The organism is Candidatus Electronema sp. PJ (assembly GCF_048287395.1).
In the GTDB taxonomy this organism is placed as follows: Bacteria; Desulfobacterota; Desulfobulbia; order Desulfobulbales; family Desulfobulbaceae; genus Electronema.
In genome coordinates this window covers 20,081-36,548 of sequence record NZ_JBLWEO010000005.1, presented here as the reverse complement: position 1 = coordinate 36,548, position 16,468 = coordinate 20,081, and the positions used below count along the sequence as shown (strand labels likewise).

General features: G+C 55.0%; 16 protein-coding genes, 1 tRNA gene and 1 other RNA gene. 8 read left to right on the top strand and 10 right to left on the bottom strand.

The features are described 5' to 3' along the window. Positions 1 to 154: 154 nt before the first annotated feature. Entirely contained in the window at positions 155 to 817 is a 663-nt protein-coding gene (locus tag ACNKIB_RS00595) for a phosphoribosylanthranilate isomerase (protein WP_417908594.1), read from the top strand. Here ACNKIB_RS00595 and ACNKIB_RS00590 read toward each other — a convergent pair. From ACNKIB_RS00590 to ACNKIB_RS00575, 4 genes are read right to left on the bottom strand one after another with little or no spacing between them, the layout of a single operon-like run. Then, positions 809 to 1,120: a YbaB/EbfC family nucleoid-associated protein gene (locus ACNKIB_RS00590; protein WP_417908593.1), complete on the bottom strand. Its 312-nt coding sequence runs from the start codon at positions 1,118 to 1,120 to the stop codon at positions 809 to 811. The two genes, ACNKIB_RS00595 and ACNKIB_RS00590, sit on opposite strands and share 9 nt — an antisense overlap. Before the next feature lie 19 nt (positions 1,121 to 1,139). Beyond that, a complete protein-coding gene (dnaX, locus tag ACNKIB_RS00585) occupies positions 1,140 to 2,909 on the bottom strand; it encodes a DNA polymerase III subunit gamma/tau (RefSeq protein ID WP_417908592.1) in 1,770 nt (589 codons plus the stop codon). Between the two features lie 15 nt (positions 2,910 to 2,924). Continuing rightward, positions 2,925 to 3,401 (bottom strand): Uma2 family endonuclease, encoded by a 477-nt coding sequence (locus tag ACNKIB_RS00580; protein ID WP_417908591.1) that lies wholly within the window; start codon positions 3,399 to 3,401, stop codon positions 2,925 to 2,927. A gap of 50 nt (positions 3,402 to 3,451) precedes the next feature. Continuing rightward, the gene (locus ACNKIB_RS00575; RefSeq protein ID WP_417908590.1) at positions 3,452 to 5,503 is read right to left on the bottom strand and encodes a tetratricopeptide repeat protein; all 2,052 of its coding nucleotides are present in this window, start codon (positions 5,501 to 5,503) and stop codon (positions 3,452 to 3,454) included. Positions 5,504 to 5,518: 15 nt separating this feature from the next. Here ACNKIB_RS00575 and ACNKIB_RS00570 point away from each other — a divergent pair, with 15 nt between their 5' ends. Beyond that, positions 5,519 to 5,764: a hypothetical protein gene (locus tag ACNKIB_RS00570; RefSeq protein ID WP_417908589.1), complete on the top strand. Its 246-nt coding sequence runs from the start codon at positions 5,519 to 5,521 to the stop codon at positions 5,762 to 5,764. Between the two features lie 86 nt (positions 5,765 to 5,850). Here ACNKIB_RS00570 and ACNKIB_RS00565 read toward each other — a convergent pair whose 3' ends face one another. From ACNKIB_RS00565 to tadA, 6 genes are all read right to left on the bottom strand, one after another. Continuing rightward, positions 5,851 to 6,105 (bottom strand): Txe/YoeB family addiction module toxin, encoded by a 255-nt coding sequence (locus ACNKIB_RS00565; RefSeq protein ID WP_417908588.1) that lies wholly within the window; start codon positions 6,103 to 6,105, stop codon positions 5,851 to 5,853. Next, entirely contained in the window at positions 6,102 to 6,359 is a 258-nt protein-coding gene (locus ACNKIB_RS00560) for a type II toxin-antitoxin system Phd/YefM family antitoxin (protein WP_417908587.1), read from the bottom strand. Before ACNKIB_RS00560 ends, ACNKIB_RS00565 begins: the two co-directional genes overlap by 4 nt. A 58-nt stretch (positions 6,360 to 6,417) precedes the next feature. Next, positions 6,418 to 7,023 carry a hypothetical protein gene (locus ACNKIB_RS00555; RefSeq protein WP_417908586.1) on the bottom strand — a complete coding sequence of 202 codons (606 nt, stop codon included), beginning with the start codon at positions 7,021 to 7,023 and terminating at the stop codon, positions 6,418 to 6,420. A 59-nt stretch (positions 7,024 to 7,082) separates the two neighbouring features. Then, positions 7,083 to 7,181: signal recognition particle sRNA small type (ffs, locus tag ACNKIB_RS00550), an RNA gene on the bottom strand. 26 nt (positions 7,182 to 7,207) lie between these two features. Then, positions 7,208 to 7,293, bottom strand: a tRNA-Ser gene (locus tag ACNKIB_RS00545). Between the two features lie 63 nt (positions 7,294 to 7,356). Continuing rightward, entirely contained in the window at positions 7,357 to 7,893 is a 537-nt protein-coding gene (gene tadA / locus ACNKIB_RS00540) for a tRNA adenosine(34) deaminase TadA (protein ID WP_417908585.1), read from the bottom strand. 117 nt (positions 7,894 to 8,010) lie between these two features. Between tadA and ACNKIB_RS00535 the strand changes: the two genes are divergently transcribed. From ACNKIB_RS00535 to ACNKIB_RS00510, 6 genes are all read left to right on the top strand, one after another. Continuing rightward, positions 8,011 to 9,096, top strand: coding sequence for a permease (locus ACNKIB_RS00535; protein WP_417908584.1), 1,086 nt, complete (start codon positions 8,011 to 8,013; stop codon positions 9,094 to 9,096). Positions 9,097 to 9,490: 394 nt separating this feature from the next. Continuing rightward, positions 9,491 to 12,301 carry an isoleucine--tRNA ligase gene (ileS, locus tag ACNKIB_RS00530; RefSeq protein WP_417908583.1) on the top strand — a complete coding sequence of 937 codons (2,811 nt, stop codon included), beginning with the start codon at positions 9,491 to 9,493 and terminating at the stop codon, positions 12,299 to 12,301. Positions 12,302 to 12,303: 2 nt separating this feature from the next. After that, positions 12,304 to 12,798 (top strand): signal peptidase II, encoded by a 495-nt coding sequence (gene lspA / locus ACNKIB_RS00525; RefSeq protein ID WP_417908582.1) that lies wholly within the window; start codon positions 12,304 to 12,306, stop codon positions 12,796 to 12,798. A 45-nt stretch (positions 12,799 to 12,843) separates the two neighbouring features. Next, on the top strand, positions 12,844 to 13,161 hold the full coding sequence (locus tag ACNKIB_RS00520) for a pyrimidine/purine nucleoside phosphorylase (protein WP_417908581.1): 318 nt from the start codon (positions 12,844 to 12,846) through the stop codon (positions 13,159 to 13,161). Positions 13,162 to 13,216: 55 nt separating this feature from the next. Then, positions 13,217 to 13,684, top strand: a complete 468-nt coding sequence (locus tag ACNKIB_RS00515) for a hypothetical protein (protein WP_417908580.1) — start codon at positions 13,217 to 13,219, stop codon at positions 13,682 to 13,684. A gap of 77 nt (positions 13,685 to 13,761) precedes the next feature. Then, entirely contained in the window at positions 13,762 to 16,443 is a 2,682-nt protein-coding gene (locus ACNKIB_RS00510) for a GNAT family N-acetyltransferase (protein ID WP_417908579.1), read from the top strand. Positions 16,444 to 16,468: the final 25 nt, after the last annotated feature.

Below are 16,468 nucleotides of genomic sequence, written 5' to 3'. Positions count from 1 at the left end.
ACTCCTAGCGAACATCCGTCAGGAGCTTTTGCTCGTTGCTAAGCTGCTTGCAGACGTGTGAATGGAGCATTTACATGTTTGAATATTCCCAATAGAGCTATGTTTGGTAGCCTATCTCCAAAATCCTTGTATCCTACTTCAGTTTGCAGAGCAGATGAACAAATGTCGGATTCGGATCAAGATGTGCGGGGTCACGCAGCTCGATGATGCGCTGGTTGCTGTCGAAGCGGGCGTGGATGCACTGGGCTTTATCTTTCACCCAAAAAGCCCGCGTTATGTTCAGCCAGAAAGTGCGCGACTGATCATTGAGCAACTGCCGCCTTTTGTGGATACTGTGGGGGTCTTTGTTGACCGTGAGTTGGCGGACGTGCAGGAGATCGTCCGTTTCTGCGGCTTAAATTATGCCCAACTGCATGGCAGGGAATCACCTGAGTACTGCGAACAGCTGCGCCTGGCAGCTGCGCCGTGTCAGATCATCAAAGCTCTGCGAGTCAGTAAGCAGCTTCTGGCAGAAAACGTGGCCCCTTACCACGCCCACGTGCGGGGCTTTCTCCTCGACACCTATCAGAAGGGCCAGGAAGGCGGCACGGGCACCTGTTTTGACTGGTCTTTGATTCCGCTCTTGCGGCTGCAACGGGAGTTTATGCTTGCGGGCGGCCTAGACATCTCTAATGTCCGAGCAGCCATCGAACAGGTACATCCTTACGGCCTGGATGTGAATTCCGGGGTCGAGATTTCCCCTGGCCGTAAGGATCATCAGCGTCTCCTGGCGTTCATTCAGGAGGTGCGCAAGTTGGAGGCCCGTGTTTTAGAATAAGCCGGGAACCTTAAGGCCGCCAGTTAGCTTGGTCATTTCGCTTCTCCCCAGTTCCCCAGCCTTGCGCGCCGCGTCACGAACTGCGGCGACAATCAAATCTTGCAGCATCTCCACCTCCTCAGGCTTGACGATAGTCTTGTCAATTGTCACGTCGAGCAGCTCGCCTTTGCCGTTCATTTGGGCAGAGACCATCCCAGCCCCAGCCGAGCCAACGACTGTTTTGCTGGCTAAATCTGCCTGCACAGTTCCCATCTTTTCCTGTAATTCTTTGGCCTGCTTCATCATCTCAGCAATGTTCATCATCTCATTCCTCTTGTGGAGATTATGCTTCTTCGCTGTCTTCGGTAGATCGCTCTACCTCTGCCAGTGCTTGCTTATATTGTGGCCCAACTCGGGGTTTACAGACCAGTCCGTGAAATATCTCTGCGGCCATAAGCACCAAAGGATCATTGGCTAATGCTTGTTCCTCCTTGCGCATTGCCTCTGCACCGCCGGATGCCGCTGACAGGCCGCAGGCTTTTGGTTCATCGAAAACAATGCGCAGGCTTTCTTGGAAAAAATCAGTAGCCAGAGCAGTCAACTCAGCCAGCTTTTCCTTGATTTTCAGAATGCTGCAATCCGCTGAGTCGTGATAGCTGAGAATCAACGTGTCGCCTTCCAGTTTGGCCGCAGCTACCCGTTCCAACGGCGCGGCCATCCACTGATGGCGTTTCCTAACCGCCTCAACAAAGTCTGGCCAGTCCTTACGAATGTCGCGCTCACCCGCTACAACCTTTTGGGAAGTCGGGGCAGGGCAGGGCGGCTGTTCTGCTGGATGCGGAATATCCTCCCCTGGCATTGGCGCAGGTGGCGGCTCCGGTGCTTTGGCTATACTGCTCTCAGGAACAGGGGTTACCGCTACAGTTTTTTTTTTCCAGTCAGGCAACGGCTCCGCTGTCTGGGGCAGAGCAACGCCAGCTAGTACGTCATCCAAGCGGCCCAGCAGCTCGGTCACTGGCACGACATCTTCCGCCTGCACCGCGCGGATGAAGGCCATCTCCACGGCAAAGCGGGGCCGCGACGACCACGCCGCCTTCTCCAAGCTGTCCATCAGCAGGTTGAAGAGCAGGAAAAGCGTTTGAGCCGAATGGCTGGCGGCGGTCTCTTGCAGCGTAGCCAGCTCATCCGCAGGCAGATCAAGGAGCTGGGCCGGGTCTTTGCTCACCGCGCAGACCACGAGACTGCGGAACCACGCCAGCAGCTCGTTGATGAAACGCTTGAGATCCATGCCGGAGCGGGTCACGGTCTCCAGCCGCTCCAAAGCGGCGGCGAGATCGTGGGTAAGCAGTGCTTTTGCTGTTCCGGCGATGACCTCGCCGCCGACCATGCCCAGCACTTCAGCGGCATCAGCAGCCGTGACCTGCTCACCGCAATACGAAAAGAGCTGGTCAAGCAGGCTGAGGCCATCGCGCACCGAGCCGCCAGCGGCCCGCACCACCATGTTCAGGGCGGCTGGCTCCATCGTGATGCCCTCGCTTTCCGCCAAGCGGGCGAAATGCGCGGCCAGCTCCTTGCTCGCCACCCTTTTCAGCTCATACCGCTGACAACGGGAGAGAATCGTCACCGGCACCTTGTGCAGCTCAGTCGTGGCGAACATGAAATACACGTGCGCTGGCGGCTCCTCCAAGGTCTTCAGCAGAGCGTTGAAGGCCTCGGTGGTCAGCATGTGCACTTCGTCAATGATGATGATCTTGAAGCGCGACATGACCGGCATGAAGCGAATATTCTCTTTCAGTTCGCGAATTTCCTGAATGCCCCGGTTGGATGCGCCGTCAATCTCATGCAGGTCAACCGAGCTGCCAGCGGCGATCTCCTTGCAGGAGCGGCAGGCGCAGCACGGTTCTGGCGGCTGGCCGCTTTCGCAGTTGAGAGCCTTGGCCATGATGCGGGCCAAGGTGGTCTTGCCCGTGCCGCGCACGCCGCTGAAAATCAGGGCGTGCGGCACCCGGTTGCGCAGCAGAGCGTTCTGGAGGGTGCGGACAATGTGCTGCTGGCCGACAACCTGGGCGAAATTCTGAGGCCGGGATTTGCGGGCAAGGACGAGGTAGGACAAAATAGTTCAGAAGAATTACAATTCAATATGCTTGGGAAAAGCTGGAACGCTATTGGAATGCATGATTTCTCCTGCGGCAGCAAAGAACTGCATCGTGCCAGTTTGATCACACATCCAGACCTCTTCTGCGCCGTGCATGAAATACAGTCGTCTCTTTTCCAGCATTTCTTCCGCCGTGTTTGCTGCTGACAGCACTTCCACGCAGATTTCTGGGGCAACGGAGCTTTCTGCCTGATGTTTGATCTGTCGCCACAGCGCATCAGAGCACCAGACTACATCAGCAACTTTGGTGCCTTTTTCTGTGGCGATGGCGAATTCAGGAAAGGCTTCTCCTGATTCCAAGAGCTGAGTCAGCAGCTTGATGATTTTTCCCTGAAAGGCGGAATGATACAAACGGACTGGACTCATTAGGATTTGCCCTCGTTCGTTAAGTTCAATTTTATACGGCAAATCATGCAAGCGCGGATCAGCGCAGACTTCCTGCCAGTTCATGTTTGTCTCCTCGTGATTTTTTATTCTTGATGACTTTTGCCGCTGTGTTATTACCCCCGCCGTGCTGCCCGCACCTGTTTCAATCCATCGCGGTACTTCTCCAAATCAGGATGGCCGATGTTCTCCGCAAGTCGAACGGCATAGGTAATATATTCTTCCGACTTGGCAAGGTTGCCTTGGTCTGCTGAACTAACTCCGAGATTCCAGATAGTTTCCATTTCTCTTGCTTTGTCACCAAGCTCTCGTGCTATCTCCAAGGCTTGCTCATAATATCCCAATGCTTTAGCCGCATCATTCTGGATACGGTATATGGCGGCGATGTTATTCAGTGTTGCGCTCTCCCCGATCCTATCGCCAACCGCTCGTCTGATAGGCAAGCATTGTTCATAGTGCTGCAAAGCTGTCGCATAGTCGCCTTGGTTCATATAAAGCAGACCAATATTATTTAATGTGGCACCTTCTCCGTCTCGGTCGCCAATTTCTCGCTGTATTATCAGGCTCTGCTGGTAATATTGCAGTGCCTGCTGTTCAAACTTTCCTTGTGCCCAGTAAACTGAACCAATGTTATTCAGGGTTGCACCTTCTCCCTCTCTGTCACCAAGTTCCCGCCGTATTGCCAAACTCTGTTCGTAGCAGGCTAATGCCTTCTGATACATCCCTATCTGATAGTAGATATCTCCTAAACTATTCAGGCACCAGCTTTCATCTTTGCGGTCGTCTGTCTGCCGGGCAGCAGTTAATCTCATGTTTACAGCAACCAGTTTATCTTCCCAATAGCCACGCCTGTCTAAGTAGATATAGAGTGTCTCGACTAAGGCTTTCACCTCTTTCAACAGCTTTCTCTCTAAACAACTCTCCAGCAGCCGCAGACAATGTGCCCGCTCTGTATCAAGGATAGCGTAGCCCTTCACGCCCGCCTCGCTCTGTGTCCGACAAAAGTTTATATAATAGGCAGCAAGCCGCATTATGCTTTCTTTACTCAGAGGCAACTCTGTGCGAGCGTAGGTATGAATCAGAGCGTGGCTGACTTGCCAACGTTCATCTTGCCTTTCCAGCAAACCATAATTGAGCAGCTCATTCAAACTTGTGCGGCATCGCCCTTCATAGCCATCGAGAATAGCGGCCACCGGTTCACGAGAAAATGGCGCAAAGGCCAATGTGCCTGCCATGCCCAAAGCAAGGCGGGCATCATCGCTCAACTGAGCCACGCTGCGTCGTAGCTGTAAAGCCGCATTTTCCTCTTGATGCATACCGATGCCCAGTTCTTTGAAAGGCTCCTTCTCCAGCCAGCGCAAGTAATCTGCCGCCTTCTCACCAGTCATTCTTAGATAACGACCAGCTATCCGCAGGGCCACCGGCCAGCCATCCAGTATCGCACAGATGCGGCGCACACTTTCCTCATCACCAATAATCCCGCTATCAGCCCGAAACATCTCTTCAGATGCTGAATATCCCAACGGCCTTAAAATCAGTGGAGGAGTCAGTGCATCGCTCTGTTTCCTGCTGGTGATCAATACTCCGCAGGTGCCGCGCAGTTTAAGAATGGCTGGCAGGTCATCGGCATTCTCTGTGCCATCCAATATGAGCAATGCCGTCTTGTCTGAAAGTGCTTGTTGTACCGTAGTCGGAAGGTCTACCTTCGCCTCGATCTGAAAGGCAGCACATATAGCTTGCAGAGCGGTCTCTACCTTCGGCTGATGATAGAAGCTGTGGAAGATGATGCCGTCTGGGAAGCGGGCTGATTCCAGCCGATGCACTGCCTGTGCAGCCAGCGCGCTCTTGCCCATGCCACCCGGCCCGCAGATGGCTACGACTTTGCCGGGATGCAGTCTGTCAAGCAACTCAGCAAGCTCCTGATCGCGACCGAAGAAGTGAGCGTCGAGGGCAGGAAGCTGTCGGGGAACAGGAGCTTGCTGTCCTTGCTCACCGGATGACGGCAAGCTGAGGCTAAGGGAGTAAGTGTTATTCTGCTGGCCAATAGAGTTCGTGCCCTGCCCGATATTCTGCGGCCCGCCCTTGCTGGCAAAGCTGTTGTTCTGTACATCCCCGCTGCCGGAGAAGGTGTTGCCATCGCCGCACAAATTTTGCTTGACGGTGCTCATGCTTGATTACTCTTCATGCTGTTTTTTCAAAGCCTGCTGCCATACATCTCCCGCCTCCTGAAGCAGCTTGAAAACGCTGTTCGTCAGCATGATCACATCCTCCTGATTTCCTCTATCCTCAGCCCGATACTAAAAATCAGCAGGCGTAAGTTTTCCTGCGCCCTCTGGATTCTTTCCTGCGGGCCTACGATTTTCCCCTGCAAGACCACGATTCCTTTCTTCCAGCACCTGCGATTAAAAATCAACAGCCTGCAACTCTAACGCAAGCCTCTGCGATAAAACATCAGCCTCGCGATTTCTTCCTGCAAGAACGAGAGATAAAGAAACATGCTCGCGCTGAATCTGCATTAGTAATGAAAACGGCAGGACAGCAGATGCAGCTCGTCACCTTCCGCTCTGTAAACCATACGGTGTTCGTGGTCGATGCGGCGGCTCCAGCATCCTGACAGCTCGAAGCGCAGCGGTTCAGGCTTGCCTACGCCTTCGCAGGGTGAACGCTGAATGTCGCGGATCAGCTCGTTGATCCGCTTGAGCTGCCTGCGGTCGTTCTGCTGCCACCAGCAGTAGTCTTCCCACGCCTGCGGATGAAAAATGATCTTCATTCTTCCTCGACCAGCTGGCGTTCTGTTCCTCCGCCTCTACGGAAGCTGTCAAGACTTTCCCGCAGACGCTGCGCCATCTTCGAGCTGCTTAACAAATACAGCGTCTCCTGAAGTGCTGAATAATCGTCATAGGAGAGAATGACTGTTTTTTCTCCGTCGCGCCGCACAACAATGACCGGCTCATGGGTGTCGCAAACCATGTCCATCACGCCTTTCAGATTGCTGCGGAGCTTGCTATATGAAACTGCGTTCATAAATTCCCCTCATTCTTTTCATCTTGACAGCGAATTGCAGATTTTAATAGATCACCTTTCACGCCTCCAGCCTGACCATCGCCACCAAAATACCGACAATCTTGCCCGGATTGACTATATGATATTCAGGCATATCAATATACGCCACCCCATTTTCATATTTCAAAAATTTCCATGTATTGCCCGTCGTCACCGCACCGTATATCTTTGGAAGAGGCCGTCCCTCCTGCGTATTGAACAGATGCGCCGCAAACATCTCGGCAATACACTGGCCCAATCCTCCGCCTATACATTCATTTTTCGCCTCCACAATCGCGATAACCGGCGCATTCAAATAATACTGCTCCGGCGACTTACTGATAACGAAATCACAAAAGCCATTCAGATCCTTCTGCTTGTCGATATCCAGATTCACCCCAGAAAAAAAGCTGATCTGCTCCTTCAACATCCGCCGCACTTCTAAGAGGATATTGGCAATAATCAGCTCGGAACGAATCTTCTCTGTGCCAACTGCCAAGGCCAAAGGAACATTGTATTTCAGCGTTGCCGACAAATATTCGCTGATGGCGATCTCCGGGATGGAAGCAAACAAGTCCTGATCTTCCACAACGTTGATGCCAAGCTGCTCTTTGATCTTCTTTAAGGTAAAATCGCTGTAAGGCATATTTGACTTGGAATAACAGGAGGTAGTCTTTATTGCGGGCTGAAAAAGAAATAAAAAAAGACAGCCGGGCACTCCTGCAACACATAAGACGGGTCGCTACCGCTGCTTCCTTCCGGATCTGACGGGGTTCACGATTTCTTATTGTGCAGGACCCGGCTGTCAAACTTGGGGTCGCTTATCAAATTGGCGGAGAGGGTGAGATTCGAACTCACGGTACTTGCGTACACACGCGTTCCAGGCGTGCACCTTAAGCCACTCGGTCACCTCTCCTGAGCTGTGAAAAGCAACAGTCGGGACTAAGCTGCTCTCACCTTCCGCAGCCGCCTTGTTACTTCACGGCGGTGCTGCACATCTATTTAAACCGAGTTCAGTCTTTTGACAAGCTAAAAGTGGCGATGCAGTGTTTTTTCCTCTCCGTTGCCGGAAGAACGCTCGCAGGATACTGCCGCATTCCTCAGCCCGCACCCCGCTGGTGATGCTGAAGCGATGGTTCAGGCAACCATCATTGCCGATGCGATAAACTGACTGAATACCCCCGCCCTTGGGATCCGCCGCTCCGAAGACAATCCGCTCCACCCTCGCGAGGAGCAGGGCCGTCGCACACATTGGGCAAGGCTCCAAGGTCACATAAAGCGTAGTGCCAGGCAGTCGGTAATTACCGACCTTCTCTGCTGCCGTGCGCAGTACCCGCATCTCGGCATGACCGGTGGGGTCGTTTGCCTGAATGCAGTTGTTACCTGCGCCAGCGAGCAGCCTGCCGTCTGCGCTGACCAGCACCGCACCCACCGGCACTTCGTCCAAGGCCGCAGCATAGGCGGCATATGCTAAGGCCTTGCTCATGAAGGCCGCATCCTGTTCTCGAGTTATCATGCGGGCATTGTAGCAGCCGCGTAGCCTGATTACAAAAAAATAGTTGGGCAGGAAGTTGCATTATCCGGTCAGTGTACGTATCGTTAGGCTTATTTCCCTTGATCAGCGAGGAACACGATGCAACCCATTCAGCTTGGCGGCTGCGGCTGCCCGAATAAGGACAGCGGTACAAACAACCCAGCAATGCGCAAAGGCCGGATGCTCCTGCTTGGCCTGGCTGGGCTGGCGGCCTGGTATCTGCTCTACAGTCTGCTCCTGCCGTTCTCGCATTTTTTTGCCTACACACTCTTGCGCTTGCAGCAAGGGAGTCAGCTGGGCGCGGCAGTGCAGTTCTTTGTCTATGACACACCCAAGGTCATGTTGCTGCTGACGCTGATCGTCTTTGTCGTCGGCATGATCCGCTCTTTCTTCACCAAGGAGCGCACCCGCAAGTATCTGGTTGGTCGAAACGAGACCATCGGCAATGTGCTGGCTGCCCTGCTGGGGATAGTCACGCCCTTCTGCTCCTGCTCGGCAGTGCCGCTCTTCATTGGCTTTGTCCAAGCCGGTGTACCGCTTGGCGTAACCTTCTCCTTCCTTATATCTGCACCCATGATCAACGAGGTGGCCCTAGTGCTCTTGTATGGCTTGGTTGGCTGGAAGGCGGCTGCACTCTATCTTGGCTCTGGCCTGCTGATCGCCATTCTCTCAGGCTGGATCATTGGTCGCCTCCACCTTGAGCACCTGATTGAAGACTGGGTGCAGGAGATGCGCTCGGTGCGCGAGCTGGTCATTGAGCGCAAGCTCACTTGGCCTGACCGAATCACCATGGGCAAAACCGCTGTCCGTGAGATCGTGGGCAAGGTCTGGCTGTACGTTATCGCCGGTATTGCCGTGGGCGCAGGCATTCATGGCTATGTACCCGAGGCGTTCATGGCCTCCATTATGGGCCGTGACCAGTGGTGGTCAGTGCCAGTGGCCGTGCTGATCGGCATTCCCATGTACTCGAATGCGGCTGGCATTGTCCCGGTGATGGAGGCCCTGCTGGGCAAAGGCGCAGCCTTGGGCACCGTGTTGGCCTTTATGATGAGTGTGATTGCCCTGTCGCTGCCAGAGATGGTGATCCTGCGCAAAGTGCTCAAGCCCAAGCTGATTGCTATCTTTGTCGCTGTGGTGGGAACAGGGATACTCTGTACTGGCTGGCTCTTTAACCTCCTGTTCTGAGGCAGCGTGTCTGCTAGGCTCCTCTGAAGAACTTTCCGAGGAGCCTATGAAGAAACGTCCGAGGTTCCTCGGAAGAAACGTCTGAGGTTCCTCGGAAGAAAACTCTGATATCTACGAGTGCACTTCTCATCAATGTGCAAGTGCAGTTTCAGTCCTTTAGATTGGACGAACTCCCAACAGAAACAGGTTTATTTTACAATGCTGCGCTATGTAGGTTTCGATCTCAATTCCCATCCCCTCCCTTCCGCAGGCCGTTTTCCCTTGCATCTTCCCCCTTTCCGGGTAAACTCTTTCAGTTGCGTCTCTACCTGCCTTGCCTGGACAGCGTTCCGCAGGTTACGGTAGCAGGTCTGAACAGTCGAACAATACTATATTCCTATCCGCGTGAACAAGAATGGATTACCGGGACACCCTGAACCTGCCTAAGACCGGGTTCAACATGAAGGCCAGCCTGACCCAGAAGGAACCCCAGTATCTCGAACGCTGGGACAAGGAGAAGCTGTACGAGAAGCTCCAACAGGCTGCGGCAGACCGACCCCTGTTTATTCTTCATGACGGCCCGCCTTATGCCAACGGCAACATCCATCTTGGCACAGCCTTCAACAAGGTGCTCAAGGACATCATCCTCAAATCGCGGCGCATGGCTGGGTTTAACGCGCCTTACGTGCCAGGCTGGGACTGCCACGGCCTGCCTATCGAGCATAATGTGGATAAGGAGCTGGGCGAGCGCAAAGAGGTGATCTCCACTCTGGAGAAGCGCGGTGCCTGCCGTCGCTATGCCGAGCAGTGGATTGCCGCTCAAAAGGCGCAGTTTCGGCGGCTGGGTGTGCTGGGCGACTGGGACAATCCCTATCTGACCATGAGCTACGGCTATGAGGCTGCCATTGCCCGCGAGTTCAACCGCTTTTTGCTCAACGGCGGGGTGGTGCGTTCAAAGAAGCCCGTCTATTGGTGCTCAAGCTGCCGCACCGCCTTAGCCGAGGCCGAGGTGGAATACTACAACCACAGCTCGCCGTCCATTTACGTCAAATTTCCCTTTGCCGACGACCTGAGCAGCGTGGTTCCTGAGCTGGCCGGGCAGGAGCGGAAGATATCTGTCCTGATCTGGACAACCACCCCGTGGACGCTGCCTGCTAACATGGCTGTAGCCTTTCACCCGGATTTTGTCTATGCAGCAGTAGCGGTGCGGGATGAAATATGGATCCTCGCCAAAGAGCTGGTGGAGAAATGTTTCACTGAGTTCGGCATTGCTGACTACAGCATCCTCTGCACCTTCTCTGGCAAAGGCTTGGAGGGCAAGAAATGCCGCCATCCTTTCTTTGAGCGCGACTCGCTGATCGTGCTGGCGGATTACGTCACCGCTGATTCCGGCACCGGCTGCGTGCATACCGCGCCCGGCCACGGCACGGACGACTACCTGACCGGCCTGCGCTACGGCTTGGAAGTGCTCTCGCCTTTGGACGACACAGGCCAGTACACGGGCGAAGCAGGCAAATACGCGGGCCGCCGCATCCCGATGGTCAACCGGGAGATCAACGACGACATGGCCGCCGCCGGGGTCTTGGTGAAAGAGAGCGAGATCGACCACTCCTACCCGCACTGCTGGCGTTGCAAAAAGCCGGTCATCTACCGAGCCACCAAGCAGTGGTTCATTTCGATGGAGCAGAATGGGCTGCGCCAAAAGGCATTGCAAGCGATCAAAGCAGTGCAATGGACACCGGCTTGGGGCGAGCAGCGCATTCAAGGCATGGTGGAGGGGCGGCCTGACTGGTGCTTGTCACGCCAGCGTTCGTGGGGCGTGCCGCTGACCGTGCTCACCTGCGCCAGCTGCGGCGAAATTCTCAAAGATGCGGCAGTCTGCGCCAAGATTGAGGAGCTGTTTGCCCAAGAGGGCGCGGATGCTTGGTTCCAGCATGAGGCGGCGGATTTCATCCCCGAAGACACACAGTGCGCCTGCGGCAGCAGCAAGTTTGAGAAGGAGCACGACATCCTCGATGTCTGGTTCGATTCCGGCGTGAGCCATGCGGCGGTCTTGGAGGCGCGGCCAGAGCTGCGCTCGCCAGCGGATTTGTACCTTGAAGGCAGCGACCAGCATCGCGGCTGGTTCCAGTCCTCGCTGCTGACTTCGGTCGGCACCCGTGAACGTGCGCCGTTCAAGGGTGTGCTGACGCACGGCTTTGTTGTGGACGGCAAGGGCAAGAAGATGTCAAAATCCTTGGGCAATGTCATTCTGCCGCAAGAGATGATCGACAAATTCGGAGCGGAAATCCTCCGCCTCTGGGTGGCCTGCGAGGATTACCGCGACGATGTCAAGGTTTCCGAGGAAATCCTGCGGCATGTCGCTGATGCCTATCGGAAGATTCGCAACACCGTCCGCTTCCTCCTCTCCAACCTTAGCGATTTCGACCCGGCCAAGGACAGCGTCGGGCCGGAGCAGCTGCGCGAGCTGGACCGCTGGGCTTTGGCCCGCTACGCCGAGCTGGTGCGCCGGACGGAAAAGGCGTATGAAAGCTACGAGTTCCACTCCATCTACCACAACCTGATCAATTTCTGCGGCATCACCATTTCCAGTCTCTACGCGGACATCCTCAAAGACCGGCTCTACTGCTCCGGCACCAATGCGCCGGGCCGCCGCGCCGCGCAGGCCGTGCTGCACCGCATTCTCGACGGCCTGCTCCGCCTGATGGCCCCGATACTCAGCGTCACCGCTGCCGAGGCGTGGGAGCATCTGCACGGCTTGGATGAGAACGCACCGATCGAGCAGTCGGTCTTCTTTGCTGCATTCCCCAAGGTGGATGACATCACCGCTGATGCTGATTTAGATGCTCGCTGGAGCCGTCTGCTGGCTCTGCGCGGCGAAATCACCAAAGTGCTGGAAGGTGCGCGTCGGGATAAGGTGATCGGCCTGTCTTTGGATGCGGAGGTGCTGCTGTTGGCTGAAGGTGAGCAGGCCGCATTCCTCAAGGGCAAGGAGGAGCTGCTGCGCGAGCTATGCATCGTCTCCAGCCTGAAAATCGCCAGCGGGCCAGACGAAGCCACCTTCACCGTTTCCGAGGAAATCACCGGACTGAAAATCGCGGTGCGCCCCGCGCCGGGCGGCAAATGCGAGCGCTGCTGGATGATCTCCCCCAGCGTCGGCCAAGACAGCGAGCATCCTGCCCTGTGCAGCCGCTGCGCCGCTGTTGTCCGCAACGTGGCAGGCTGATCATGATCCGGTTTCTGCTCATCATGCTGCTGGTCGTGATCAGCGACCAGCTGACCAAGCTCTGGATTGTCGAGAACTTCGCCCTGCACGACTCGCTGCCGGTCATCCCCGGCTTCTTCAACCTCGTGCTGGTGCATAACACCGGCGCGGCCTTCGGGATGCTCTCCAACATGCCGCTGCTCTGGCGGCAGGTCTTTTTCGTCGGTGTGGCCAGCACCGCGCTGATCGTAATGGTGCTCATGCAGTGCAAGCTGGGCCGCCAGCATCCGCTCTACGCGGTCAGCTTCGGCCTGATCAGCGGCGGCGCGGTCGGCAACGTGATTGACCGGCTGAAACAAGGCTCGGTGATTGATTTTCTCGATTTCCATATTAGCGGCTACCACTGGCCTGCCTTCAATGTGGCAGATTCCGGCATCACGGTCGGGGTGGGAATTTTTCTGCTCATCCAGTTTTTGGAGGACAGGGCAGCGAAGCGGGTAGAGTCTCGCAAGACGTAGTTTCATTTAATTGTCAATTCAGTTCTTATAGTTGGAGGAATTTTCATGTCTGAGTTCAACAACGTGACCGTCTTGAAAAAGGCGAACATCTACTTTGACGGCAAAGTGACCAGCCGCACGATAATCTTTGCTGATGGCTCCAAAAAGACCTTGGGCATTATGCTGCCCGGCGAATACGAGTTCAATACTGATGCCAAGGAGCTAATGGAGATACACTCCGGCGAGCTGGACGTGCTGCTGCCGCAGAACTCCAGCTGGCAGGCCGTCACAGGCGGCCAGGCGTTCGAGGTGCCTGCGAAGTCAAAATTCAAGATGCAGGTCAAGGCAGTGACGGATTACTACTGCTCGTTCTTGGCAGAGTGAACGATATGCGCAGGTTGTTACAGGCAACCTGCTTCAAACAGATTATGAGCACGTTATGATTAAACCAATCTGTTTTATTGCAGTATTTTTTGGAGCAAGCTGCTCCTACTGGGCAGATGCCGCCTGTGGAAAAGGCAGCAAAACAGTATTTCACTGCCTGACTGATAAAGGAAAAGCAATTGAATTGTGCGATTCTGGTCGCACTATGGACTATTCCTTTGGCACCCCCGGCAAAAAAACTGAAATAGCCCTTCGTGTGCCGAGGAATAAAGCAACTACATATCAATGGAAGGGGTATGGCCGAACTCATTGTTATTCTGTCGAGATACCAAATGGCAATACTACCTACAGCATCTTTTGGCATCTTGATACAGGACTGGTTGGAACAGAAGAGAATCCTGAGAGCGCAGGAGTTAACGTGGAGATAGAGAAAAAACACGTTGCGACTGTAAAATGCGCTGAAAACGATCTGAATATTATTCAGTATCTTGAGGGGATTGACCTTGAACCAACGGAAGAATAGCTGTTGTTCCTGTTACTCAATCACGTTGCCGCATATTTAATCCCGCACAACCTCTCCTCTCGAACAAGGAGCTTCTCATGGGCAAGCACTATCTCAACAAGCTGTTTGAACCGAAGTCTGTCGCAGTGTTTGGTGCCAGCGACCGCGAAGGGGCGGTGGGCAATCTGGTTTTCAGGAACATGATCGAGGGTGGCTTCAAGGGTGAGGTCTTTCCGATCAACCCGAAGCACGAAGAGGTGCAGGGCCACAAAGCCTACCCCGATCTGAAAAGCATCGGCCAGCCAGTCGATCTAGCTGTGATCACCACCCCAGCGGCAACCGTACCTAGCATTATAGAAGCCTGCGGAAAGCACGGCATCCGCTCGGCAGTGATCATCTCGGCAGGCTTCCGTGAGGTTGGCCCGCAGGGAATGAAACTAGAGCAGGCAGTTTTGGAAAACGCCCGCCGCTACGGGCTGCGCTTTGTCGGGCCAAACTGCCTTGGTCTGATGCGGCCTGACACCGGCCTCAACTGCACTTTTAACAAGGGCAATGCCAGTCCGGGCAATATCGCCTTAGTTTCGCAGTCCGGCGCACTCTGTACTGCCATCCTCGACTGGGCTGCGGCCAACAAAATCGGCTTTTCCGCCGTGGTTTCCACCGGTATTTCGGCAGATATCGACTTTGGCGACGTACTGGATTATCTCGTCAATGACCCAAAAACCAAGAGCATCCTCCTCTACATCGAAGGCATCCACAACGCACTCTCCTTCATGAGTGGTTTACGGGCTGCTGCCCGCTTTAAGCCAGTTATTGCCCTGAAAGTAGGTCGTCACGCCAGCGGTTCTAAAGCAGCCATGTCGCATACCGGGGCCTTGGTCGGAGCTGATGACGTGTTTGAAAGTGCTTTACGGCGAGCAGGCGTAGTGCGCGGCCTGCGCATCGCCAATCTCTTTTCTGCTGCCTCCACTCTAACCTTCCCGATCAAGGCCAGTGGCGAGCGGTTGGCAATTATTACCAATGGCGGCGGGCCTGGCGTGATGGCCACTGACCGAGCCGCTGATCTTGGCCTGCCCCTGGCCGAGTTGGCCAAAGATACACTGAAGCGGTTGAACGAGGTACTGCCTGCGACCTGGTCGCACGCCAATCCAGTTGATATTATCGGTGATGCCACCCCGGAACGCTACAGCCAGGCCGTGGCCATCTGCATGGAAGACCCCGGCGTGGACGGTCTGCTCGTCATTCTGACTCCTCAAGCCATGACTGATCCGGCTGGGGTCGCGGCCTCACTGGTTGCGCTCGGCAAAACCAAAGGTAAACCGCTCCTGACCTGCTGGATGGGCGAGATTCAAGTTGCTGAAGGCCGCCGTATTCTCCGTGATGCCAACATTCCCACCTTTAACACCCCGGAGACAGCGGTTGATGCCTTCTCGTATCTGGTCAATTACAGTCGTAACCAAAAGTTGTTGATGGAAACGCCGGAGCCGATGTCCTTAGACAAGGTACCAGATGTGGAAGGAGCGCGTCTGATTATCGAAAGCGTCTTAGCCGAAGGCCGAAAAGTCCTCAGCGAGGTAGAATCCAAGGCCGTCTTGCACGCCTTCCACATTCCCACAGCCAGTGCCAGCATTGTCCGCTCGCCCAACGAGACCCTTGTCCAAGCAGAAAGCATCGGCTTCCCAGTGGCTCTGAAAATCAACTCGCCGGACATCACCCACAAATCAGATGCAGGCGGAGTGCGCCTCGGTATCAGCAATGCCCAGGCCGCCCGCAGTGCCTACAACGAGATGTTGGCCGAGGTGCGTAGGAACCGGCCCGAAGCCCGGATTGATGGCGTGACTATCGAGCCGATGCTCCAGCGACCCAATGGCCGCGAACTGCTGATTGGCTTAGTCACAGACCCTGTCTTTGGGCCGGTAATCACCTTTGGCGCAGGCGGCATCGCCGTGGAGGTAATGGGCGACCGCGCCGTGACCCTCCCACCGCTTAATCGCAAGCTGGTGCAGGACTTAATCGGCAGGACAAGGATTTCCAAACTGCTTGGCGCATTCCGGCACATGCCCAAGGTTAATTTGGAGGCCTTAGAACAGGTGCTGCTGCGGGTCTCAGAGATTGCCTGCGAGCTGCCCTTGATCAAGGAATTGGATATCAACCCGCTGATTGTCGATGAAAACGGAGCAATGGCGGTTGATGCCCGTATCGTGGTGGATTATCACGTCCAGACCTCGGATCGCTACAGTCACATGGCCATTTATCCCTATCCATCGCATCTCGTGACCAAGCGGCAGTTACCCAACGGCACTGATATGGTGATTCGGCCCATTCGCCCGGAGGATGCAGAGCTGGAGCAGGAGTTTGTCCGCAATCTTTCTGACCAAGCAAAATACTTCCGCTTCATGCAGGCGATTGACGAACTCAGTCCACAGATGGTGGCCCGCTTTACCCAGATTGATTACAGCCGAGAAATGGCCTTGATCGCCGTGGTACAGAATACAGAAGGCAAGGAAACAGAAATCGGCGTAGCTCGCTACAGCATCAACCCAGATGGCAGAAGTTGCGAGTTTGCTATAGTGGTGGCTGACGAATGGCAACGGCAGGGCATTGCCCATTTACTCATGCAGCAGCTCATTGCCACGGCCCGCAATCACGGTCTCCAGATCATGGAAGGCGATGTACTGGCCAACAACTACGATATGCTCACCTTGGTGGAGAAACTCGGCTTTGTCATCAGCACCAGCGAGGACAGCGCGGATATTGAACATGTGGTGATGCGGTTATAAGGCGGTTGTTTTGTACGGCAAACCA

Coding starts and splice junctions, on each gene's coding strand:
- ileS (WP_417908583.1), top strand. CDS start 9,491: ATGGATTACCGGGACACCCTGAACCTGCCTAAGACCGGGTTCAACATG.
- ACNKIB_RS00575 (WP_417908590.1), bottom strand. CDS start 5,503: ATGAGCACCGTCAAGCAAAATTTGTGCGGCGATGGCAACACCTTCTCC.
- ACNKIB_RS00595 (WP_417908594.1), top strand. CDS start 155: ATGAACAAATGTCGGATTCGGATCAAGATGTGCGGGGTCACGCAGCTC.
- ACNKIB_RS00510 (WP_417908579.1), top strand. CDS start 13,762: ATGGGCAAGCACTATCTCAACAAGCTGTTTGAACCGAAGTCTGTCGCA.
- ACNKIB_RS00555 (WP_417908586.1), bottom strand. CDS start 7,023: ATGCCTTACAGCGATTTTACCTTAAAGAAGATCAAAGAGCAGCTTGGC.
- ACNKIB_RS00580 (WP_417908591.1), bottom strand. CDS start 3,401: ATGAACTGGCAGGAAGTCTGCGCTGATCCGCGCTTGCATGATTTGCCG.
- ACNKIB_RS00570 (WP_417908589.1), top strand. CDS start 5,519: ATGCTGTTTTTTCAAAGCCTGCTGCCATACATCTCCCGCCTCCTGAAG.
- ACNKIB_RS00535 (WP_417908584.1), top strand. CDS start 8,011: ATGCAACCCATTCAGCTTGGCGGCTGCGGCTGCCCGAATAAGGACAGC.
- ACNKIB_RS00520 (WP_417908581.1), top strand. CDS start 12,844: ATGTCTGAGTTCAACAACGTGACCGTCTTGAAAAAGGCGAACATCTAC.
- ACNKIB_RS00515 (WP_417908580.1), top strand. CDS start 13,217: ATGATTAAACCAATCTGTTTTATTGCAGTATTTTTTGGAGCAAGCTGC.
- ACNKIB_RS00565 (WP_417908588.1), bottom strand. CDS start 6,105: ATGAAGATCATTTTTCATCCGCAGGCGTGGGAAGACTACTGCTGGTGG.
- tadA (WP_417908585.1), bottom strand. CDS start 7,893: ATGATAACTCGAGAACAGGATGCGGCCTTCATGAGCAAGGCCTTAGCA.
- ACNKIB_RS00590 (WP_417908593.1), bottom strand. CDS start 1,120: ATGATGAACATTGCTGAGATGATGAAGCAGGCCAAAGAATTACAGGAA.
- ACNKIB_RS00560 (WP_417908587.1), bottom strand. CDS start 6,359: ATGAACGCAGTTTCATATAGCAAGCTCCGCAGCAATCTGAAAGGCGTG.
- lspA (WP_417908582.1), top strand. CDS start 12,304: ATGATCCGGTTTCTGCTCATCATGCTGCTGGTCGTGATCAGCGACCAG.